The sequence below is a fragment of the Streptomyces sp. NPDC057010 genome, from assembly GCF_042673805.1.
In the GTDB taxonomy this organism is placed as follows: Bacteria; Actinomycetota; Actinomycetes; order Streptomycetales; family Streptomycetaceae; genus Streptomyces.
Genome location: NZ_JBHUSC010000011.1, coordinates 81,405 through 103,201, shown reverse-complemented (window position 1 = coordinate 103,201; position 21,797 = coordinate 81,405). Strand labels below are relative to the sequence as shown.

Genomic DNA, 21,797 nt, shown 5'->3' with positions numbered 1-21,797 from the left:
CGGCACCTACCGCAGCAGTACGCCACCTCCCGCATCGGTGTCCACCGGCCCGGCGACCAGCCCCAGTTCGGCCGGGGTGGCCAGCAGTGGGTGCGCCGGCAGGATGCGCACCGTGTACCCGAAGGGCCCCGTACGGTCGAGGGCGAGCGGCCCCTCGTACACCCAGCGCCCCTCCATGTCGGGCCCGGCGGCCGGCTTGAGCGGGAAGGCCCGGCCGTCCCGGATCACGTCGTGCGGGTCGACCCGCCCGGCGACGGCCTGGACCTCCACGTCCTCGGGCGCGAGCGCGTCCAGGGACACCTGCACGCGCAGCGTGAGGGTGGCCCCCAGCTCGGCGGTGCCGTCGACGGGAGCCGCCGCGAGGGCCTCGACGTGCTCGACGCCGACCCGCGGCCAGGCCGCCCGGACCCGGCCCTTCCACCAGGCGAGATCGCGTGCCGCCTCCGGAGTGAGCGCGCGGTGGGCGAGCGCGGCCGGCGCGTAGAGCCGCTCCACGTACTCCCGCACCATCCGGCCGGCCAGCACCTTCGGCCCGAGCGAGACCAGGGTGCGCCGCACCATCTCGATCCACCGCACGGGGAGCCCGGTGCGCCCGACCCGGTCGTAGAAGCGCGGCGCGACCCGGCCCTCGATCAGCTCGTAGAGGGCGTTCGCCTCCAGGTGGTCGCGGCGGTCCTCGTCCGCGCCGAGCCCGTCGGCGGTCGGGATGGCCCAGCCGAAGTCGGGCTCGAACCATTCGTCCCACCAGCCGTCCAGCACGGACAGGTTGAGGCAGCCGTTCAGGGCGGCCTTCATCCCGCTGGTCCCGCACGCCTCCAGCGGCCGCAGCGGGTTGTTCAGCCAGACGTCGCAGCCCGGATAGAGCTTCTGTGCCATGGCCATGCCGTAGTCGGGGAGGAAGACGATGCGGTGCCGCACCCGCGGGTCGTCGGCGAACCGCACGAGCTCCTGCACGAGCCGCTTGCCGCCGTCGTCCGCCGGGTGCGCCTTGCCCGCGACCACGATCTGCACCGGCCGGTCCGGGTCGAGCAGCAGCCTGCGCAGGCGGTCCGGGTCGCGCAGCATCAGGGTGAGCCGCTTGTACGAGGGCACCCGGCGGGCGAAGCCGATGGTGAGCACGTCCGGGTCCAGGACGGAGTCCACCCAGCCCAGTTCGGCGTCGGCGGCCCCGCGCTGGCGCCAGGAGGCGCGCAGCCGGTCCCGTACCTCCTGGACCAGCTGTTCGCGCAGCACGCGGCGCAGGTCCCACACGTCCTGGTCCGGGATGTCGGCGACCGCGTCCCAGCGCGGTGAGCCGCCGACGGACAGCGCGTCCTCCGTGCGCCCGGGGCCGATCTGGCGGGCGCCGAGCCGGACGACCTCGGGGGCCACCCAGGTCGGGGCGTGGACCCCGTTGGTGACCGAGGTGATGGGCACGTCGGCCGGGTCGAAGCCGGGCCACAGCCCGGCGAACATCTCCCGGCTGACGGCGCCGTGCAGGGTGGACACGCCGTTGGCCCGCTGGGCCAGGCGCAGTCCCATGACGGCCATGTTGAAGACGCCGGGGTCGCCGCCGGGGTAGGACTCGGCGCCGAGCTCCAGGATCCGGTCGACGGGGACGCCGTCCAGTTCCCCGCCCTCCCCGAAGTGCCGGGCGACCAGGGCCCGCTCGAAGCGGTCGATGCCGGCCGGGACGGGGGTGTGCGTGGTGAACACGGTCCCGGCGCGGACCGCCTCGACGGCGGCGTCGAAACCGAGCCCCTGCTCCCGCTCCAGTTCCCTTATGCGCTCCAGCCCCAGGAACCCGGCGTGGCCCTCGTTGGTGTGGAACACCTCGGGCTCCGGGTGCCCGGTGATCCGGCAGTACGCGCGCACCGCGCGCACCCCGCCGATCCCCAGCAGCATCTCCTGCAGCAGCCGGTGGTCGCTGCCGCCGCCGTAGAGCCGGTCGGTCACCTCCCGGGCGGCGGCGTCGTTGTCCTCGACGTCGGAGTCCAGGAGCAGCAGCGGGACGCGCCCGACGCGGGCCTGCCAGACGTGCGCGTGCAGGGCGCGGCCGCCGGGCAGGGTCAGCGAGACCCGGGCCGGGGTCCCGTCCTCGTGGCGGACCAGGTCGAGCGGGAGTTCGTTGGGGTCGAGGACCGGATAGTGCTCCTGCTGCCAGCCGTCGCGGGAGAGGGACTGGCGGAAGTAGCCGTGCCGGTAGAGCAGCCCGACGCCGATGAGCGGGACGCCGAGGTCGCTGGCGGCCTTCAGGTGGTCCCCGGCGAGGATGCCGAGGCCGCCGGAGTACTGGGGCAGGGCGGCGGTGATGCCGAATTCGGGGGAGAAGTAGGCCAGGGCGGCGGGCAGTTCCGGGCCGTTCTCCTGACTCTGGCTCTGGTACCACCTCCCGCCGTTGACGTAGTCATCGAGGTCGGCGGCGACGACGGCGAGCCGCCGCAGGAACCGCCGGTCGGCGGCCAGCTCCGCGAGCCGGTCGGCGGAGACGGCACCGAGCAGCCGGACGGGATCGCCGCCGGCGGCCTGCCAGCCCTCGGGGTCGACGGTTTGGAAGAGTTCGCGGGTCTCGGCATGCCACGACCAGCGCAGATTGCGCGCGAGGTCGGCGAGCGGCAGCAGGGTCTCCGGGAGGACGGGGCGCACGGTGAATCGACGGATAGCCTTCACGTGTTCCACCTTCGCAGGGGATGACGGATCGGAGCGGCCGCACCACGCTGTGCATCCGCGCATCGACCCCCGGAAGGCTAGCGCCGCCCGCCCGCACCGACCATGCCGCCTCCGCCCGGCCCGGCGGGTCGGCCGCCCGGTCGCCGCCCGCGCCGCCGGCTCCGCGTTCCACATGCTGAGACCGACGGGTGCCGGAGTGAGGGGCCGCTGATGGCGGCGCGGGGTCGATCCGGACAACTGCGGCGGGCGCGCCCGGCGGTGCGGGCCGGCTTCGGGGGTGGGCATTTGTGCGACTCCTCCCTCTTTGGGGCCGGCGTGGGGTGGGCCTGGAGGGGGACGAGTGACGGGCGGGGTCCGCGTGGCGTGTCCCTACATCAGGTAGTCCTGAGCGACTTGACGGAGCCCCGGCGGATGTCGGCCAGGCGCTGTCCATCGGCCCCGCCACTACGTACGAGTAGTTAACCCAGAGCGCGGATTGGGCGGGGTGAGAGTGGGAAGGGCTCCCCGGGTACACGTGGTACACGCACGGCGCACCCGCCCCCAACCTCTCCCCGCCACCCGAGTGAACGCGGACAGGAGCGGCCATGCCCGCAGCCCAGCCGTCCACCGAGCGGCTAGAAACAGAGCGAACAGAGCGTGCACTACCAGCCGTGATTCCGGCTGGCCTGTTGTCACCCCGAGCCCTGCGAACTGCCCCCAGGTGATCCCATCATGATCGGTCGCATTCCCGTGCTGGACGTCCGCCCCGCCGTCGACTGCGGCGCCAGACCCGCCAAGGCGGTGGTGGACGAGGTGTTCGAGATCTCCGCCACCGTGTTCCGCGAAGGACACGACGCCGTCGCCGCGCACGTCGTGCTCCGAGACCCGAGCGGGCGGCTGCGGCCCCCCGTGCCGATGCGCGAGCTCGCCCCGGGCACCGACCGGTGGGGGGCCCGGGTCTCCGCCGAGGTCGAGGGGAGGTGGACGTACACCGTCGAGGCGTGGAGCGATCCGGTGGCCACCTGGCGGGCCTGTGCCGCCGTGAAGATCCCCGCCGGGATCGACACGGGCCTCACCCTCCTCGAAGGCGCCGAGGTCTACGAGCGCGCCGGCGCCCGGATCCCCAAGCGCGACGGCCGCGGGGCCGTGCTCGCCGCCGCCGAGACCATGCGCGACGAGGACCTGGAGCCGGCCCACCGGTACGCCGCCGCCCTCGATCCCGCCGTCGACGCCGCCTTCGCGAGGCGCCCGTACCGCGAGCTGGTCTCGGCCGCCAAGCCCCTCCCGCTGCTGGTCGAGCGCAAGCGCGCCCTCTTCGGCTCCTGGTACGAGATGTTCCCGCGGTCCGAGGGGGCCGTGGTCGAGCCGGGCCGGGCGCCGGTCAGCGGAACCTTCCGGACCGCCGCCGAGCGGCTGCCGGCGATCGCCGCCATGGGCTTCGACGTGGTCTACCTGCCGCCCATCCACCCCATCGGGAGCACGTACCGCAAGGGCCCCAACAACACGCTGTCCGCGGGCAGTTGGGACCCAGGGGTGCCGTGGGCCATCGGTTCCACCGAGGGCGGTCACGACGCCGTCCACCCCGACCTGGGCACCATCGAGGACTTCGACGCCTTCGTCGCCCGCGCCCGCGCGCTGGGCATGGAGATCGCCCTGGACTTCGCCCTCCAGTGCTCCCCTGACCACCCCTGGGTGGAGAAGAACCCGCAGTGGTTCCGCCACCGCGCCGACGGGACGATCGCGTACGCCGAGAACCCGCCGAAGAAGTACCAGGACATCCACCCCATCCACTTCGACACCGACATGGCCGGCCTCGTCCAGGAGACCTGCCGGATCCTGCGGCACTGGATGGACCACGGCGTCCGCATCTTCCGCGTGGACAACCCGCACACCAAGCCCGTGGTCTTCTGGCAGAAGGTGATCGCGGACATCAACAAGTCCGACCCGGACGTCATCTTCCTGGCCGAGGCCTTCACGCGGCCCGCGATGATGCGCGCGCTGGCGGCCGTCGGCTTCCAGCAGTCGTACACCTACTTCACCTGGCGCAACACCAAGGCCGAGCTCACCGAGTACCTGACCGAGCTCGCGGACACCCCCTCGGCCTCCGTCATGCGGCCGAACTTCTTCGTCAACACCCCGGACATCCTGCACGCCTACCTCCAGCACGGCGGCCGTCCCGCCTTCGAGGTGCGTGCGGTGCTCGCCGCCACCCTCTCCCCCGCCTGGGGTGTCTACGCCGGCTACGAGCTCTGCGAGAACGAGCCCGTCCGCGAGGGCAGCGAGGAGTACCTGAACTCCGAGAAGTACGAGTACCGGCCGCGCGACTGGGCGGCCGCCGACCGCGAGGGCCGCACCATCGCCCCGCTCATCACCGCCCTGAACCGGATGCGCCGCCGCAACCCCGCGCTCCAGCAGCTGCGCGACATCCACTTCCACACGACCGACAACGAACAGGTGATCGCCTATTCGAAGCACGCGGGCGCCAATTCCGTACTGGTGGTCGTCAACCTCGATCCGCACCACACCCAGGAGGCGACGGTCTCGTTGGACATGCCGGTACTCGGCCTCGACTGGCACGGGTCCCTCGCGGTGCGCGACGAGCTCACCGGCGAGACCTATCACTGGGGCAGGGCGAACTACGTGCGTCTGGAACCGGGCCGCACGCCCGCGCACGTACTTGCCGCTCTGCGACCGTCCCCGCCCACCGGAGGGTCACCCACCACATGATGATCAACGACCCCGTCCACGACACGTTCGAGGACACCCCCGCCAAGGACCGCGATCCCGACTGGTTCAAGCGGGCCGTCTTCTACGAGGTCCTCGTCCGCTCCTTCCACGACAGCAACGGGGACGGAGTGGGGGACCTCAAGGGGCTCACCGCCAAACTGGACTACCTCCAGTGGCTCGGCGTCGACTGCCTCTGGCTGCCGCCGTTCTTCGCCTCACCCCTGCGCGACGGGGGCTACGACGTCTCCGACTACACCTCCGTGCTCCCCGAGTTCGGCGACCTCGCCGACTTCGTGGAGTTCGTGGACGCGGCGCACACCCGCGGCATGCGGGTGATCATCGACTTCGTCATGAACCACACCAGCGACCAGCACGAGTGGTTCCAGCAGTCGCGCAAGGACCCGGAAGGGCCGTACGGCGACTACTACATGTGGGCGGACAACGACAAGCAGTACCAGGACGCCCGCATCATCTTCGTCGACACCGAGACCTCGAACTGGACGTACGACCCCGTACGCAAGCAGTACTACTGGCACCGCTTCTTCTCGCACCAGCCGGACCTGAACTTCGAGAACCCGGCCGTGCAGGAGGAGATCATCTCCGCCCTGCGCTTCTGGCTGGACCTCGGCATCGACGGCTTCCGCCTCGACGCCGTGCCCTACCTCTACGCCGAGGAGGGCACCAACTGCGAGAACCTGCCCCGCACCCACGAGCTCCTCAAGCGGGTCCGGGCCGAGATCGACGCGCACTACCCGGACACCGTGCTGCTCGCCGAGGCCAACCAGTGGCCCGAGGACGTCGTCGACTACTTCGGCGACTTCGCGAAGGGCGGGGACGAATGCCACATGGCCTTCCATTTCCCCGTCATGCCCCGCATCTTCATGGCGGTCCGAAGAGAGTCCCGCTACCCGGTCTCCGAAATCCTGGCCAAGACCCCGGCGATCCCGGAGCGCTGCCAGTGGGGGATCTTCCTGCGCAACCACGACGAGCTGACCCTCGAAATGGTCACCGACGAAGAGCGCGACTACATGTACGCCGAATACGCCAAGGACCCGCGGATGCGGGCCAACATCGGCATCCGGCGCCGGCTCGCCTCGCTCCTGGACAACGACCGCAACCAGATGGAGCTGTTCACCGCCCTGCTGCTGTCGCTGCCCGGTTCGCCGGTGCTCTACTACGGCGACGAGATCGGCATGGGCGACAACATCTGGCTGGGCGACCGCGACGGCGTCCGCACGCCCATGCAGTGGACCCCGGACCGCAACGCCGGTTTCTCCTCCTGCGATCCGGGCAGGCTGAACCTGCCGGTCATCATGGACCCGGTCTACGGGTATCAGGTCACCAATGTCGAGGCCGCGATGGCATCGCCCTCCTCACTGCTGCACTGGACCCGCCGGCTGATCGAGATCCGCAAGGCGAACCCCGCCTTCGGACTCGGCTCGTACACCGAACTGCCCTCGTCCAACCCGGCGGTGCTCGCGTTCCTGCGCGAGTTCGGGGACGACTTGGTGCTGTGCGTGCACAACTTCTCGCGCTTCGCGCAGCCCACCGAACTGGACCTGAGGTCGTTCAACGGACGGGTCCCGGTGGAGCTCACGGGTGATGTGCGCTTCCCGCCGATCGGCGAGTGGCCGTACCTGCTGACCCTGGCGGGCCACGGCTTCTACTGGTTCCGGCTGCGTACGGAGCAGCGCGCCGAGCAGTAGCCGGGTACGGGGCGGGCAGCTCGAACGGGTCAACCGCCCGCCCCTGTACGGACCATCCTGACCCGACACCCGCACATACCGGAGAAGCAACTGCCGCGCATCCGGGACACTCTGCGCACTTCGTGACGGCCCGGGGAAAGGACGCGACGCCATGTCGGAGGCTGCATCCGCCCGGAGCCGTCTGACGGCCGACCGGGCCGCCGGGATCGGCCCGCTGGAACCCATGCTGCGGGCCTGGCTGCCCGCGCAGCGCTGGTTCGCGGGCAAGGGCCGCCCCATCAGCAGGCTCAGGGCCGTCTCGACGGCCGACCTGCTGCCGCCGGGATCCACCCCCGGACTGCTGCACCTGCTCCTCGACGTGGACGGGGACTGCTACCAACTCCTCCTGGGAATCCGGCCGTCGCTGCCGCCCGCCCTCGCGCCCACCCTGATCGGCCACGCCGAGGACGGCCCGTACGCGGGCCGCGCCGTGTACGAGGCACTCGGTGATCCCCGCCTCGCGGCGATACTGCTGGAACGGTTGCGCGCCCCCGGCACGCTCGGTCCGCTGCGCTTCGACCGGGACCCGGACGCGCCGATCCCGGCCGGTCTCGCTCCCCGCCCGCTGTCCGGCGAGCAGACCAACTCCTCGCTGATCTACGGGGATTCGCACATCCTGAAGGTGTTCCGCCGGGTCGGCCCCGGGGTCAACCCGGACCTGGAGCTGCCCAGAGCCCTGGCCGCCGCCGGCTGCGCCCGCGTCCCGGCGCCCGTCGCCTGGTACGAGGCCGAGCTGCCCGGCAGCGAGTCGATGACGCTGGGCGTGCTCCAGCCCTACCTGCGCGGCTCCGACGACGGCTGGCAGCTCGCGCTGCGCCGGCTCGACGCCGGGGGCGACTTCACCTCCGAGGCCCACGCCCTGGGGCGGGCCACCGCCGAGGTGCACAGCGCGCTCGCCGCCGCCCTGCCCACCCTGGCGCTGGGCCCGGAGCAGACGGCCCGGCTCGCCGCCGGGATGACGGCACGGCTGGCCGCCACGGCCCGGGAGGTGCCCGCGCTGCGGCCCTACGAGCCGGGGCTGCGGGGTGCCTTCGACGCGCTGGCCGCCTCCCGGGGCAGCGGGGTGCCCGCCCAGCGGATCCACGGGGACCTCCATCTGGGTCAGACCCTGCGCACCCTCGACGGCAGCTGGTCGTTGATCGATTTCGAGGGCGAGCCGGCCCGGCCGCTGGCCGACCGGCGCCGCCCCGAGCCGGCGGTGCGGGACATCGCCGGGATACTGCGCTCCTTCGACTACGCCGCCCGCTCGCACCGGCCGTTCGCCCCCGCCTGGGCGGACGACTGCCGGGCCGCCTTCTGCGAGGGCTACGCCCGCACCACGGGCCGCGACCCGCGCGAGGACCCCGTACTGCTGCGGGCGTACGAGACCGACAAGGCGGTGTACGAGGCGCGCTACGAATCCCGGCACCGCCCCGACTGGCTGCACGTCCCGATGGCCGCGATCCGGCGGCTCTCGGAGCCCCAGCGGCCCGCCCACCGGATGCCGCCGACCCCGCCCGCCCCCGGCTCCATCGCCCCGCACCCCACCCCCCATCAGAAGCCCCCGAGGAGGCCGCTCGCGTGAGCGCCGCACGACAGCCGTCACCGACCGTCAGGGACGAAGCCGCACCCACCGCCCCGGCCCCGGCGCGCAAACCGCGCGCGCCCCGGGCCCGCCGCGCCGCCCCGCCCCGCGGGGTCCGGCCGGCGCCGGCGCTCGGCGGGGAGGAGCGGGCCCGGCTGCTGGAGGGCCGGCACCACGATCCGCACGCGGTACTGGGCGCCCGCACCCAGCGGGGCGGGGTGGCCTTCCGCGTGCTGCGCCCCTACGCCAAGGCGGTCACGATCCTCGCCAAGGGGCTGCGGGCCGAGCTCCACGACGACGGCGACGGGCTGTTCTCCGGGCTGCTGCCGCTGACCGGCGTGCCGGACTACCGGCTGCTGGTCGCGTACGACAGCGACGAGATCGAGGTCCACGACCCGTACCGGTTCCTGCCCTCCCTCGGCGAGCTGGACCTGCACCTGATCGGCGAGGGCCGGCACGAGCAGCTGTGGAAGGCGCTGGGCGCCGAGCCGATCGAGCACCAGGGGGTGGCCGGGACCCGGTTCACGGTGTGGGCGCCGAACGCCCAGGGGGTGCGGGTCACCGGGGACTTCTCGTACTGGGACTCCGTCGCCTACCCGATGCGCTCGCTCGGCGCGAGCGGCGTGTGGGAGCTCTTCCTGCCGGGGGTCGGCGCCGGGGCGCTGTACAAGTACGACATCACGCGCCCCGACGGCAGCCACACCCTGCGCGCCGACCCGATGGCCCGCTCCGCCGAGGTCCCCCCGGCGAACGCCTCGGTGGTCACGGCCTCCCGGTACGCGTGGCAGGACGCGGAGTGGATGGCGAACCGCGGCGCGCGGCCCCCGCACCAGGCCCCCTTCTCGGTGTACGAGCTGCACCTGGCCTCCTGGCGGCCCGGGCTCTCGTACCGGCAGCTCGCGGAGCAGCTCCCGGCGTACGTGAAGGAGCTCGGCTTCACGCACGTGGAGCTGATGCCGGTCGCCGAGCACCCCTTCGGGGGGTCGTGGGGCTACCAGGTCACCGGCTTCTACGCGCCGACCTCGCGGATGGGCACCCCGGACGACTTCCGCTTCCTGGTGGACTCGCTGCACCGGGCGGGGATCGGGGTGATCGTCGACTGGGTGCCCGCGCACTTCCCGCGCGACGACTGGGCGCTCGCCGAGTTCGACGGGCGTCCGCTGTACGAGCACCAGGACCCGCGGCGGGCCGCGCACCCGGACTGGGGGACGCTGGAGTTCGACTACGGGCGCAAGGAGGTCCGCAACTTCCTCGTCGCCAACGCCGTGTACTGGTGCGAGGAGTTCCACGTGGACGGGCTGCGCGTGGACGCGGTGGCCTCGATGCTCTACCTCGACTACTCGCGCGGCGAGGGCGAGTGGACGCCCAACGAGCACGGCGGGCGGGAGAACCTGGACGCGGTGGCGCTGCTCCAGGAGATGAACGCGACGGTGTACCGGCGCTGCCCGGGCGTGGTGACGATCGCGGAGGAGTCCACGGCCTGGAACGGCGTCACCCGCCCGACGGACGCGGGCGGGCTGGGCTTCGGCCTGAAGTGGAACATGGGCTGGATGCACGACACCCTGCGCTACATGTCGAAGGAGTCGGTGCACCGCAAGTACCACCACCACGACATGACCTTCGGGATGGTCTACGCCTTCAGCGAGAACTACGTGCTGCCGATCTCGCACGACGAGGTGGTGCACGGCAAGCGCTCGCTGGTGTCGAAGATGCCCGGCGGGGACTGGTGGCAGCAGCGGGCGGCGCACCGGGCGTACCTGGGGTTCATGTGGGCCCACCCGGGCAAGCAGCTGCTGTTCATGGGGCAGGAGTTCGCCCAGGGGTCGGAGTGGTCGGAGGTGTACGGGCCGGACTGGTGGCTGCTGGACTCCTCCTACGCGGCGGCCGGCGACCACCGGGGCGTGCGCACGCTCGTCGGCGACCTGAACCGCACCTATACGGCGGCGCCCGCCCTGTGGGAGCGGGACACCGTGCCGGAGGGCTTCGCCTGGGTGGAGGCGGACGCCGCGGAGGACAACGTGTTCGCCTTCCTGCGGTACGCGCAGGACGGCTCGCAGCTGCTGTGCGTGTCGAACTTCTCGCCGGTGGTCCGGCACGGCTACCGGATCGGGGTGCCGGAGGAGGTCCCGCTGTGGCGGGAGGTCCTCAACACCGACCAGGAGCAGTACGGGGGCAGTGGCGTGCGCCATCTGCAGCCGCTGCGCCCCGAGCCGGTGCCGGCGCAGGGCCGGCCGGCGAGCCTGCGGATGACGCTCCCGCCGCTGGCGACGGTCTGGCTCAGGCCATGACGCCGGTGACCTCCTCCAGTTCCTGAAGCAGCTTGCGCTTGGCGCGGGCCCCGACCATCTGCTTGACGGGCTCGCCATCGCGGAAGACGAGCAGGGTCGGCATGGACAGCACCCCGTACCGCGTGACGGTCCCCGGGTTGCTGTCCGCGTCGATCTGCACGACCTTGAGGCGGTCGGCCTCCTCGGCGGCGACCGCGGACAGCACGGGTGCGAGCTGGCGGCAGGGGCCGCACCAGTCCGCCGTGAACTCCACGAGGACGGGCCTGCCGCGCTCGCCGAGCACCTCGGCCTCGAAGTCCGCGTCGGTCACCTCTGCCACACCGTGGGCGTGGATCATGTCGTTTCCCCTCTCACGTCTCTCACGTCATCTCAGCCGGTCATCTCGCAGCGCGGCGCCGCATCCGGGCCGGCGGTCTCCTCGGCGGCGGCCAGCTGCCGGGCGACCTGGTCCCGTACGTCGGCCAGCTGGCCGATGAGCCCGTCCAGCTCGGCGAGCTTGCGCCGGTAGACGGCGAGCGAGGCCGGGCAGGAGTCCCCGGCCGGGTGGCCGGCCCGCAGGCAGTCCACGAACGGGCGGGTCTCCTCCAGTTCGAAGCCGAAGTCCTGGAGCATCCGGATCTGGCGCAGCAGGCGCAGGTCGTCCTCGTCGTACGTGCGGTAGCCGTTGTCCGCGCGCCGTGCGGGCAGCAGCCCGCGCGACTCGTAGTACCGAAGGGTCCGCGTGCTGGTCCCGGCCCGCTCCGCCAGTTCGCCGATTCGCATGCCCCGACGCTAGTCCTTGACGCCGACGTCAAGGCAAGGGGAGGGTCCGGGTCCACAATGTGGAGGGGCTGTGAGGAGCCTTGCGCCGTGGGCTCGTGGCTGGAACCGTACGCAGTAGTCGATCTTCGAGTGCACCGATTACCGGACAGTCGCCGGGAAACCCGCGAAAAAACCCGAACTCCAATGGACTTTCCTACGAGTTATGGGCTTGTTTGTTTGGTCTGTAGTCGGCGAACCCTGGCCACTTCTACGGTGAGCCGTGTGCACTCCAGCCCACCTTTCAATGCCCCCGCCGCGCGTCGTCTGCGTGCGGCCCTGGGCATGGCTCCCGGTCATGTCGCCTATGGCCTGAGCGCCCAGTACGGACTGATCGTCGCCCCCGAGACCGTGATGGCGTGGGAGCGTGGCGAGATTTCGCCCACCCAGGCCGAGCTCACGGCGCTCGCCGGGGTCCTGTGGTGCTCGCCCGGCGAGCTGCTCGCCGAGCCGGTCACCCTGCGGGAGCACCGCATCGCCAGGGGGCTGTCCGTCGACGACCTCGCCCGGCGCCTCGGCCTGGAGACGTACGCGTACCAGAAGATGGAGGACACCGGTCGCTGGAAGGGCAACGAGCGGCAGTCCGCCGCCCTCGCGACGGTACTGGGGCTGACGCTGGCCCAGTTCGTGACGGCCACCGGCAAGGACGACGAGCTGGCGGACCTGCTGCGCAGCGCGGTGACCACCCGCTGGCAGGCGTACGTCAAGCCGCTGGCCAAGCTGCTGCCGATCCCCAAGGGCCACCTGGAGGCCGTACTGGAGCAGCTGCACGGGGAGTACCAGTCGCGGATGGTGGCCACCCTGAGCTGGGGCGGCGGCGGGGGCGGGGCCGCGAGCGGGGACGCGGGGCGGGAGTTCCTCGCCGAGATCGTGGAGCGCTTCTGGTACGTCGCGGGCGGTGCGTCGTAGGACACACAGGGACGGACCGGGCGCCTGTGGAAACAGCCCCGGACCGTCCGCGCGGGGACGGGACCGGGGCCGTTCGGCCGGCGGATAGGGGCCGGAAGTCCCGGGGGCCCGGGGATTCCCGCCCGTTCCTGGGCGTCTAGAAGACCGACTCGGCCTCGTACATGCGGTTCTCGGGGACCGTCTTCAGCTCGGTGACGGCGGAGGCCAGCGGGGCCATCACGATGTCGGTGCCGCGCAGGGCGGTCATGTTGCCGTACTCGCCGCGGTGGACGGCCTCGACGGCGTGCCAGCCGAACCGGGTCGCGAGGACGCGGTCGTAGGCGGTGGGTACGCCGCCGCGCTGGACGTGGCCGAGGATGACCGGGCGGGCCTCCTTGCCGAGGCGGTGCTCCAGCTCGATGGCCAGGCGGTTGCCGATGCCGGCGAAGCGCTCGTGGCCGTACTGGTCGATGGCGCCCTTCTCGTACGGCATGGAGCCCTCGGCCGGGTGCGCGCCTTCGGCGACGCAGATGACGGCGAACTTCTTACCGCGGGCGAATCGTTCCTCCACCATCTTCACCAGGGCGTCCACCTCGAAGGGGCGCTCCGGCAGGCAGATCCCGTGGGCGCCGCCGGCCATGCCGGACTCCAGGGCGATCCAGCCCGCGTGGCGGCCCATGACCTCGACGACCATCACGCGCTGGTGCGATTCGGCGGTGGTCTTGAGGCGGTCGATGGCCTCGGTGGCGACCATGACGGCGGTGTCGAAGCCGAAGGTGCGGTCGGTGGAGGAGATGTCGTTGTCGATGGTCTTCGGCACGCCGACGACGGGCATCCCGGCGTCCGACAGCATCCGGGCGGCGGTCAGCGTGCCCTCGCCGCCGATCGGGATGAGCGCGTCGATGCCGTAGCGCTTCGCCAGCTCGTGCGCGTTCTCCGCGGCCTCGTGGAGGCGGGCGCGCTCCATGCGCGCCGAACCGAGGATCGTGCCGCCGCGAGCGAGAATGCCACTGACCGCATTGATGTCGAGGGGGCGGAAGTGGCCGTCGAGCAGACCTTTGAAGCCGTCCTCGAAACCGATGACCTCGTCCCCGTGACCGACCAGCGCGCGGTGTACGACCGACCGGATGACAGCGTTGAGGCCCGGGCAGTCGCCGCCTGCGGTGAGAACTCCGATACGCATCGTGCTGTGTCTCCTGCTCCTGGTCGTACCTGGCCGTTCGCGTGGGTTGCACGCGGCCGTCCAGCCGTACATATGAAGGGCGTATTCGTGAAGCCTGTCCGATTGTTCCACGGGCCCGGGGTGCGGCGCGCTTCGTGCCACTCCCCCCACAGGGCCTTTCGACCCCGCCGGCCAGGCCTTATTCCTGGCGGGCGCCCTATCCATCCGCAGAGGTATTGTCAAGAGGTCAAGCCCACCCTAACTGGGTCAATCGACTCCCAGACACACATGGACGGAGAGCACGCGTGACGCGCAGCGTGTACGTGACCGGTATCGAGCGGGGGGACGGCCGCCAGGTCGTCGAACTGGGGATCATGGAGCTCCTGACCCGGCAGACCGGCCGGGTCGGCGTCTACCGTCCGCTGCTCCACGACGCACCGGACCGGCTCTTCGATCTGCTCAAGGCGCGCTACCGGATCGACCAGGACGCCGCGACCGCCTTCGGCATGGAGTACCAGGAGGCCTCGGCGATCCTCGCCGAGAAGGGCACCGACGAGCTCGTCTCGCGACTGGTCGACCGCTACCACCGCGTGGCCCGCGACTACGAGGTCATGCTGGTCCTGGGCACCGACTACGCCGACACCAACCTCCCCGACGAGCTGGCGCTCAACGCCCGCCTCGCCAACGAGCTGGGGGCGGTCGTCGTGCCCGTCGTGGGCGGCACCAAGCACCCCGCCGAGGCCGTGCGCGCCGAGACCCGCAACGCCTACCGCGCCTACGAGAGCCTGGGCTGCCACGTCGTCGCGATGGTGGTCAACCGGGTGGCCCCCGAGGACCGGGACCCCATAGCCGAGCGGCTGGCCGCCCGGCTGCCCGTGCCCTGCTACGTGCTGCCGGACGACAAGTCGCTCTCCGCTCCGACCGTCGCCCAGATCACCCGGGCGCTCGGCGGCGAGGTGCTCCTCGGCGACGAGGCCGGGCTGGCCCGCGACGCGCTGGACTTCGTCTTCGGCGGCGCCATGCTGCCGAACTTCCTGAACGCCCTGACCCCCGGCTGTCTCGTCGTCACCCCCGGGGACCGCTCCGACCTGGTGGTCGGCGCGCTGGCCGCGCACACCTCGGGGACCCCGCCGATCGCGGGTGTGCTGCTGACCCTGAACGAGCGGCCCGCCCCGCACATCCTGCAGATGGCCTCGAAGCTGGCGCCGGGCACGCCGGTGGTGTCGGTGGCCGGCAACAGCTTCCCGACCGCCGGCGAACTCTTCGCCCTGCAGAGCAGGTTGAACTCCGCTACCCCGCGGAAGCTGGAGACCGCGCTCGGCCTCTTCGAGCGGCACGTGGACACCACCGAGCTGCGCGGCCTGCTGTCGGTGGCCCGCTCGGAGCGCGTCACCCCGATGATGTTCGAGCACGAGCTGCTGGAGCGGGCCCGGTCCGACCGCCGCCGCGTCGTACTGCCGGAGGGCACCGAGGAGCGGGTACTGCGCGCCGCGGACGTGGTGCTGCGCCGGGGCGTCTGCGACCTGACCCTGCTGGGCGAGGAGCAGGCGATCCTGAAGAGGGCCGGCGACCTCGGCATCGACATCTCGGGCGCCGAGCTCATCGACCCGGCCACCTCCCCCCTGCGGGAACGTTTCGCCGAGTACTACGCCAAGGCCCGCGCCCACAAGGGCATGACCGTCGAGCTCGCCAACGACGTCGTCACCGACGTCAATTACTTCGGCACCCTGATGGTCCAGGAGGGCCTGGCCGACGGCATGGTCTCCGGCTCGGTGCACTCCACGGCCGCGACCATCCGCCCGGCCTTCGAGATCATCAAGACCAAGCCCGAGGCCTCCATCGTCTCCTCGGTCTTCTTCATGTGCCTGCCCGACCAGGTCCTGGTCTACGGCGACTGCGCCGTCAACCCGGACCCCGACGCCGAGCAGCTCGGCGACATCGCCGTCCAGTCGGCCGCCACCGCGGCCGCCTTCGGCGTCGAGCCGCGGATCGCGATGCTCTCGTACTCGACCGGCACCTCGGGCAGCGGCGCGGACGTGGAGAAGGTCCGCAAGGCCACCGAGATCGTCCGCGAGCAGCGCCCCGACCTGCTCGTCGAGGGCCCGATCCAGTACGACGCGGCCGTGGAGCCCTCGGTCGCCGCGACCAAGCTGCCCGGGTCCGAGGTGGCCGGCCGCGCCAGCGTGCTGATCTTCCCCGACCTCAACACCGGCAACAACACGTACAAGGCGGTGCAGCGCTCGGCGGGCGCGGTGGCGGTCGGCCCGGTCCTCCAGGGTCTGCGCAAGCCCGTCAACGACCTCTCGCGCGGCGCACTGGTGCAGGACATCGTCATCACCGTGGCCATCACCGCGATCCAGGCGCAGGGCGCGCCGGCGCCGACCGCCTGACCGGACCGACCACCCACCCACTCACTCACTCACTCACTCACCGAAAAGGGAAGATCCCCACCGTGACCGCATCGCGCGTACTCGTCCTCAACTCCGGCTCCTCGTCGGTGAAGTACCAGCTCCTCGACATGGCGGACCGGTCCCGTCTCGCGGTGGGCCTGGTGGAGCGCATCGGCGAGGAGACCTCACGGCTCGTGCACGAGCCGCTCGCCGGCCCGGGCGCCGCGGGCGGCAAGCGCGAGACGCTCGGGCGGATCGCGGACCACGAGGCGGCGCTCAAGGCGGTGGCGGCGGAGCTGGCCGCCGACGGGATGGGGCTGGACTCCCCCGAACTGGCCGCGGTGGGGCACCGGGTGGTGCACGGCGGGACGCGGTTCACGCAGCCGGCCGTCATCGACGACGAGGTGCTGGCGGAGATCAGGAACCTCATCCCCCTGGCCCCGCTGCACAACCCGGCGAACGTGACGGGCATCGAGGTGGCGCGCGAGCTGCGCGGGGACATCCCGCAGGTCGCCGTCTTCGACACGGCCTTCCACTCGACGATGCCGGAGTACGTGGCGCGGTACGCCATCGACGCCGCGACGGCCGACAAGTACTCCATCCGGCGGTACGGCTTCCACGGGACCTCGCACGCCTACGTCTCGCGGGCGACGGCCGCACTGCTGGGCCGGCCGGTGGAGGACGTGAACGTGATCGTGCTGCACCTGGGAAACGGCGCCTCGGCCTCGGCCGTGCGCGGCGGGGTGTGCGTGGAGACGTCCATGGGCCTGACCCCGCTGGAGGGTCTGGTCATGGGAACCCGTTCGGGCGATCTGGATCCGGCGGTCATCTTCCACCTGGCGCGGGTGGGGGGCCTCTCGGTGGATGAGATCGATTCGCTCCTGAACAAGAAGAGCGGTCTGCTGGGCATGTGCGGCGACAACGACATGCGCGAAGTGCTGCGGCGGGCGGGCGAGGGCGACGAGGCGGCGAGCACCGCCTTCGCGGCGTACGTCCACCGTCTGAAGAAGTACATCGGCGCCTACTCGGCGGTCCTCGGCAGGGTGGACGCGGTGGCGTTCACGGCCGGGGTCGGCGAGAACGCGCACCAGGTCCGGGAGGCTGCCGTGGAGGGCCTCGCCGAGCTGGGCCTGGCGCTGGACCTGGAGGCCAACGCGGTGCGCTCCCCGGAGCCGCGGCTGGTCTCGGCGGAGTACGCGCGGGTGGCGGTGGCCGTGGTCCCGACGGATGAGGAACTGGAGATCGCCACCCAGGCGTACGCGCTGGTTACTCAGTAGTCACTTGGACTTTCCGCCAGACGGAATATTCCGCTACGAAACAAACGGATAGGATCCGCTCCATGCGCCGTTCCAAAATTGTCTGCACACTGGGCCCCGCCGTCGACTCGTATGAGCAGCTGAAAGCACTCATCGAGGCAGGCATGAACGTGGCCCGATTCAACTTCAGCCACGGATCCCAGGCAGAACACCAGGAGCGGTACGACCGCGTCCGGAAGGTCTCCGAGGACACCGGGCGCGCCGTCGGCGTCCTCGCCGACCTCCAGGGCCCGAAGATCCGTCTGGAGACCTTCGCCGAGGGTCCCGTCGAGCTGGTGCGCGGTGACGAGTTCACCATCACCACCGAGGACGTCCCGGGTGACAAGTCCATCTGCGGTACCACCTACAAGGGCCTGCCCGGCGACGTCGCCAAGGGTGACCAGGTCCTGATCAACGACGGCAACGTCGAGCTCCGGGTGACCGAGGTCGACGGCCCGCGGGTCAAGACCATCGTCATCGAGGGCGGTGTCATCTCGGACCACAAGGGCATCAACCTGCCGGGTGCCGCCGTCAACGTCCCCGCGCTGTCGGAGAAGGACGTCGACGACCTCCGCTTCGCCCTGCGGATGGGCTGCGACATGGTCGCCCTGTCCTTCGTCCGCGACGCCAATGACGTCAAGGACGTGCACAAGGTCATGGACGAGGAGGGCCGCCGGGTCCCCGTCATCGCCAAGGTGGAGAAGCCGCAGGCCGTCGAGAACATGGAGGCCGTGGTCGCGGCCTTCGACGCGGTCATGGTGGCCCGTGGTGACCTGGCCGTCGAGTACCCGCTCGAGAAGGTCCCGATGGTCCAGAAGCGGCTCATCGAGATGTGCCGCCGCAACGCCAAGCCGGTGATCGTCGCGACCCAGATGATGGAGTCGATGATCACCAACTCCCGCCCGACCCGCGCGGAGGCGTCCGACGTCGCCAACGCCATCCTCGACGGCGCCGACGCGGTCATGCTGTCCGCCGAGTCCTCGGTGGGCGCCTACCCGATCGAGACCGTCAAGACGATGTCGAAGATCGTCGCGGCGGCCGAGGAGGAGCTCCTGTCCAAGGGCCTGCAGCCGCTGGTCCCGGGCAAGAAGCCCCGTACCCAGGGCGGCTCCGTCGCCCGCGCGGCCTGCGAGATCGCGGAGTTCCTCGACGGCAAGGCGCTCATCGCCTTCACGCAGTCCGGTGACACCGCCCGCCGCCTGTCGCGCTACCGCGCCACGCAGCCGATCCTGGCCTTCACCACCGACCCGCACACCCGCAACCAGCTCACGCTGAGCTGGGGCGTCGAGTCGTACATCGTCCCGCACGTGGACACCACCGACGCGATGGTCGACCTGGTGGACGGCGAGCTGCTCAAGCTCGGCCGCAACAACGAGGGCGACACCGTGGTGATCACGGCCGGCTCGCCCCCCGGTGTCCCCGGCACCACCAACATGGTCCGGGTCCACCACCTGGGCGGCGGCGAGCGCGACTGACCCCGCCCCACCGCACGAACTCTGCCGCACAGAGGCCGAGGGCGGCACCCCCACCGGGGGTGCCGCCCTCGGCGTGTGGAGGGGGCGCGTCAGTCCGCCGGATCCGGTCCGACGTCGATCCCCCCGTCCTCCACGACGCACTCGTCGTACCCGAGCCTCTCGCCGAGATCCCGGAAACGCGCGAGACGGGATGCGCTGATCGTGATCTGGTACGCCTTCAGGACCCTGAGGAGCATCCTGAACCCCAGATCCGGATCGACGTCCGTCACCACCTTCTCCAGCGTGCGCACCACGTCCGGCACCCCGTAGTGCGCGTGCCCCTCTACGGAGCGCACGGCGTCGGCGACGGACTCGACCTCAGCCAGCACCTCGTCCGCGAACCACGCCGCCGGGGCAGGACTCGAAAGGGTGACCGTGAAGGACGGATCGTCCTGCCGGATCCGCTCCGCACAGACATCCGCGACCTGCCGCAGCCACGCCCGCCCCTCGACGCCGAAGAAATCGGGTCGGTAGGAGCGCTTCGAGGCCGCGCACCACAGGATGTCCACCTCCCTGGAGGAGAGGTCCGACTCCAGCACGCGGAGCGCGTCCTCCAGGAGGGTGGGGGCATACACGCCGTCACCCCAGTCCGCGACGGCCGCCACGATCTCCAGCAAGGTCGTGCCGGAACTCCACCCGGCGTCAACCATCCTGGTGAGACCGCTGAGGCCGAAGTCGATGTAGAACTGCCTTCGATTTTGCCCGCGTCGCGCACGTCGCCGTTGCGCTTGTAGATCTCGCCGAGCGAGCCGGGGGTGTTCACGGGAGTCACGAGCGGGCGTGCCACAGGCACACAGGTGGCCCACCCCTCGGCCATGAAGGGCGGGCCACCACAGGTACGGTCCGTTCACCTGGGTTGATGCGTCTACTCCGGCGGGCCGATGTAGTTCTTGAGGCCCGGGACCGTGAGGGTGCCGCCGAACTGGCCGGCCTGGACGACCTTGACGTTCGTGAAGAAGGCGAACGGGACGTTCAGGGGCGGCGGGCTGTTCGGGGTGAACTCGATCGGGATCAGGCCGAAGAGGTTGCCCTTGAGGCTCTCGGTGTACATCGTCACCGTGCCGCCGCGGATCTTGGAGGTGGAGCCCGGACGGGATTTCAGGTGGGCGACGTTCCCCTCCTTGCCGACCGTCTGGTAGAGGTCCTTGATGTCCAGCGAGTCCGCGGTGAACTTCAGGACCTTCTTGGTCTTGCCGCCGGCCGTCTTCACCTCGACGATGCCGTGGTAGTCCAGGCCGTAGAGGGTCAGCAGGGAGCTGTCGAGGTACCAGGGCTCGTCCGGCAGGAGCGGGATGCCCGGCTCCAGCTCGGCGTCGGCCAGGGCCTGGGCGTCGTAGGTCGGACAGGGGAAGGGTTCCTTCCCGTCCGCGTCCTTCTTCGCCCCGTCCTCGTCGGGGGTCTTGGCCTCGTCGTCGCCCGCCGTCGTGCCCGTCTCGTCCTTCGGGGTCTTGGTGGTGTCCTTGACCTCGTCGGGGAGCTCCTCGACGGATGCGCCCGCCTTCTTCGCGGCCTCGCGGATCGCGTCGGCGGCCGGGTCGGGCGCCGGGGTCTTCGGGGCTGCCGTGGTGGGCGTGGGGGTGGGCGTCGGGGTCGCCGTCGGCTTCGTGAGGGGCTTGCCGAGGCCGTCGACGAGGCCCTTGAGCGCGTCGCCGACACCCAGCGGGTCCAGCGGGTTCGTGGACTTGGTCGGCGCCGGGGACGGCGCGGTGGCCTGTGCCGGGGTCTTGGAGTCCGCCGCGGGCTTGGTGGCCGTCGCGGACGGGGACGGGGAGGTGCTCGGCTTCGGCTTCGCGGACGCGGAGGGCGAAGGGCTCGCACCGGGCGAGGCGCTCGCGCTCGCACTGGGCGAAGGCGAGGTCGAGGCGGTCGGGGACGGCGACTGCGTCGGCTCGTCGGACCGCGTCACACACGGCCCGGGGGCGAACGGGATGTCCGTCTCGTCGGCGACGGCCAGCTTCGGCGCCATGCCCATCCCGACGAACACGGCCGTCGGCATCGCAGCGAGCGCCATCGTCTTGCCGACGGGTATCTGGAGCTTGTTCAGCAGCGACTTCCTGGGCGCCGCGTGCCGCGGCCCCTTGATCTCACGGGACCCTGCGCCGGGGGCCACGCCCCGCTGCGTCTCGTCACCCCGCACTGTTCCTCCCGCCATCGGCGTGGGCAGTCGTCTCGCTCGCGTATGCAGGCGTTTCCGTTTCGCGCTGTCCCGGGACGCCGTGGGGGTCCGTCATCGCCTCCGCCTTGCCCAGGTGGACCGCGGCCGGCCGCTGGTCCGCCGGAGCCTCCTGCGCCGGCTGCCCCGGGACCCAGGCGAGCGCGAGGGCTCCGCCGAGGAGCGCGGGGACGAAGCCCAGCCCGAAGCCTCCGAGGTTGGACACCGGCAGGGACACCAGGGCCAGCAGGATCGAGGCGACGCCGGCGAAGACCCGGATCGCCTGCTGGAACCAGAGGGCGAGCCCCAGCGTGATCAGCAGGATGCCGATGATCAGTGCGCCCGCGCCGCCCGTGGTGGCCATCGCGAGGCTGAGGTTGCCGAGCCGGAGGTCCGCGTACGGGAAGTACGCGATCGGGAAGCCGCTGATCAGGGTGAACAGCCCGGCCCAGAAAGGACGGCGGCCGCGCCAGGCGTAGAAGCGATACCACACCATGGTCAGCCAGGCGTCGTCTTCGGCGCGAACGTAAACCGGGGCCTGGGGGTTCATGGACAACAGCTCCCTGGAAACGGTGGTACGGAAATCTGTGGAGCCCGGACGGACGGTCGGCGGCGGGAACCGCCGCCGACCGGCCTCCGGGGACAC

15 protein-coding genes are annotated in these 21,797 nt (G+C 71.4%); 8 read left to right on the top strand and 7 right to left on the bottom strand.

Annotation, left to right across the window (positions count from 1 at the left end; all coding sequences use genetic code 11):
* Positions 1-6: 6 nt before the first annotated feature.
* Positions 7-2,649 carry an alpha-glucan family phosphorylase gene (gene glgP / locus ACFTXQ_RS14025; RefSeq protein WP_382639993.1) on the bottom strand — a complete coding sequence of 881 codons (2,643 nt, stop codon included), beginning with the start codon at positions 2,647-2,649 and terminating at the stop codon, positions 7-9.
* 711 nt (positions 2,650-3,360) lie between these two features.
* Here glgP and ACFTXQ_RS14020 point away from each other — a divergent pair.
* The 4 genes from ACFTXQ_RS14020 (at position 3,361) to glgB (ending at position 10,952) form a co-directional block, all read left to right on the top strand.
* A complete protein-coding gene (locus tag ACFTXQ_RS14020) occupies positions 3,361-5,355 on the top strand; it encodes a maltotransferase domain-containing protein (RefSeq protein ID WP_382639990.1) in 1,995 nt (664 codons plus the stop codon).
* Complete coding sequence (gene treS, locus ACFTXQ_RS14015) at positions 5,352-7,061, top strand: maltose alpha-D-glucosyltransferase (RefSeq protein ID WP_382639987.1); 1,710 nt, start codon at positions 5,352-5,354, stop codon at positions 7,059-7,061. Before ACFTXQ_RS14020 ends, treS begins: the two co-directional genes overlap by 4 nt.
* Positions 7,062-7,212: 151 nt before the next feature.
* Positions 7,213-8,664: a maltokinase gene (locus ACFTXQ_RS14010; RefSeq protein ID WP_382639984.1), complete on the top strand. Its 1,452-nt coding sequence runs from the start codon at positions 7,213-7,215 to the stop codon at positions 8,662-8,664.
* On the top strand, positions 8,661-10,952 hold the full coding sequence (gene glgB, locus ACFTXQ_RS14005; RefSeq protein WP_382639981.1) for a 1,4-alpha-glucan branching enzyme: 2,292 nt from the start codon (positions 8,661-8,663) through the stop codon (positions 10,950-10,952). Before ACFTXQ_RS14010 ends, glgB begins: the two co-directional genes overlap by 4 nt.
* Here glgB and trxA read toward each other — a convergent pair.
* Together trxA and ACFTXQ_RS13995 are read right to left on the bottom strand one after the other, a co-directional pair.
* Positions 10,942-11,289 carry a thioredoxin gene (gene trxA / locus ACFTXQ_RS14000; protein WP_382639978.1) on the bottom strand — a complete coding sequence of 116 codons (348 nt, stop codon included), beginning with the start codon at positions 11,287-11,289 and terminating at the stop codon, positions 10,942-10,944. The two genes, glgB and trxA, sit on opposite strands and share 11 nt — an antisense overlap.
* A gap of 32 nt (positions 11,290-11,321) precedes the next feature.
* Positions 11,322-11,714 (bottom strand): MerR family transcriptional regulator, encoded by a 393-nt coding sequence (locus ACFTXQ_RS13995; protein ID WP_382639976.1) that lies wholly within the window; start codon positions 11,712-11,714, stop codon positions 11,322-11,324.
* A 321-nt stretch (positions 11,715-12,035) separates the two neighbouring features.
* Between ACFTXQ_RS13995 and ACFTXQ_RS13990 the strand changes: the two genes are divergently transcribed.
* A complete protein-coding gene (locus ACFTXQ_RS13990) occupies positions 12,036-12,659 on the top strand; it encodes a helix-turn-helix domain-containing protein (RefSeq protein ID WP_382639973.1) in 624 nt (207 codons plus the stop codon).
* Positions 12,660-12,795: 136 nt separating this feature from the next.
* Here ACFTXQ_RS13990 and ACFTXQ_RS13985 read toward each other — a convergent pair whose 3' ends face one another.
* Positions 12,796-13,821, bottom strand: coding sequence for an ATP-dependent 6-phosphofructokinase (locus ACFTXQ_RS13985; protein ID WP_382639970.1), 1,026 nt, complete (start codon positions 13,819-13,821; stop codon positions 12,796-12,798).
* Between the two features lie 284 nt (positions 13,822-14,105).
* On the opposite strand from ACFTXQ_RS13985, the gene pta reads away from it, so the two are divergent.
* From pta to pyk, 3 genes are all read left to right on the top strand, one after another.
* Positions 14,106-16,190 (top strand): phosphate acetyltransferase, encoded by a 2,085-nt coding sequence (pta, locus tag ACFTXQ_RS13980; protein ID WP_382639967.1) that lies wholly within the window; start codon positions 14,106-14,108, stop codon positions 16,188-16,190.
* 62 nt (positions 16,191-16,252) lie between these two features.
* The gene (locus ACFTXQ_RS13975) at positions 16,253-17,467 is read left to right on the top strand and encodes an acetate kinase (RefSeq protein WP_382639964.1); all 1,215 of its coding nucleotides are present in this window, start codon (positions 16,253-16,255) and stop codon (positions 17,465-17,467) included.
* 62 nt (positions 17,468-17,529) lie between these two features.
* Positions 17,530-18,960 carry a pyruvate kinase gene (gene pyk / locus ACFTXQ_RS13970; RefSeq protein ID WP_382639961.1) on the top strand — a complete coding sequence of 477 codons (1,431 nt, stop codon included), beginning with the start codon at positions 17,530-17,532 and terminating at the stop codon, positions 18,958-18,960.
* Positions 18,961-19,049: 89 nt separating this feature from the next.
* Here pyk and ACFTXQ_RS13965 read toward each other — a convergent pair whose 3' ends face one another.
* The 3 genes from ACFTXQ_RS13965 to ACFTXQ_RS13955 form a co-directional block, all read right to left on the bottom strand.
* Positions 19,050-19,616, bottom strand: a complete 567-nt coding sequence (locus ACFTXQ_RS13965; RefSeq protein ID WP_382639958.1) for a hypothetical protein — start codon at positions 19,614-19,616, stop codon at positions 19,050-19,052.
* 248 nt (positions 19,617-19,864) lie between these two features.
* On the bottom strand, positions 19,865-21,136 hold the full coding sequence (locus ACFTXQ_RS13960; RefSeq protein WP_382639955.1) for a hypothetical protein: 1,272 nt from the start codon (positions 21,134-21,136) through the stop codon (positions 19,865-19,867).
* Positions 21,126-21,701, bottom strand: coding sequence for a DUF6114 domain-containing protein (locus ACFTXQ_RS13955; RefSeq protein ID WP_382639953.1), 576 nt, complete (start codon positions 21,699-21,701; stop codon positions 21,126-21,128). The genes ACFTXQ_RS13960 and ACFTXQ_RS13955 overlap by 11 nt, the downstream gene beginning before the upstream one ends.
* Positions 21,702-21,797 lie beyond the last annotated feature (96 nt).

Excerpts from the sequence above, each read along its gene's own strand:
- ACFTXQ_RS14020 (WP_382639990.1), top strand. The coding sequence starts at position 3,361 with ATGATCGGTCGCATTCCCGTGCTGGACGTCCGCCCCGCCGTCGACTGC.
- treS (WP_382639987.1), top strand. The coding sequence starts at position 5,352 with ATGATGATCAACGACCCCGTCCACGACACGTTCGAGGACACCCCCGCC.
- ACFTXQ_RS14010 (WP_382639984.1), top strand. The coding sequence starts at position 7,213 with ATGTCGGAGGCTGCATCCGCCCGGAGCCGTCTGACGGCCGACCGGGCC.
- trxA (WP_382639978.1), bottom strand. The coding sequence starts at position 11,289 with ATGATCCACGCCCACGGTGTGGCAGAGGTGACCGACGCGGACTTCGAG.
- ACFTXQ_RS13995 (WP_382639976.1), bottom strand. The coding sequence starts at position 11,714 with ATGCGAATCGGCGAACTGGCGGAGCGGGCCGGGACCAGCACGCGGACC.
- ACFTXQ_RS13990 (WP_382639973.1), top strand. The coding sequence starts at position 12,036 with ATGGCTCCCGGTCATGTCGCCTATGGCCTGAGCGCCCAGTACGGACTG.
- ACFTXQ_RS13985 (WP_382639970.1), bottom strand. The coding sequence starts at position 13,821 with ATGCGTATCGGAGTTCTCACCGCAGGCGGCGACTGCCCGGGCCTCAAC.
- pyk (WP_382639961.1), top strand. The coding sequence starts at position 17,530 with ATGCGCCGTTCCAAAATTGTCTGCACACTGGGCCCCGCCGTCGACTCG.
- ACFTXQ_RS13955 (WP_382639953.1), bottom strand. The coding sequence starts at position 21,701 with ATGAACCCCCAGGCCCCGGTTTACGTTCGCGCCGAAGACGACGCCTGG.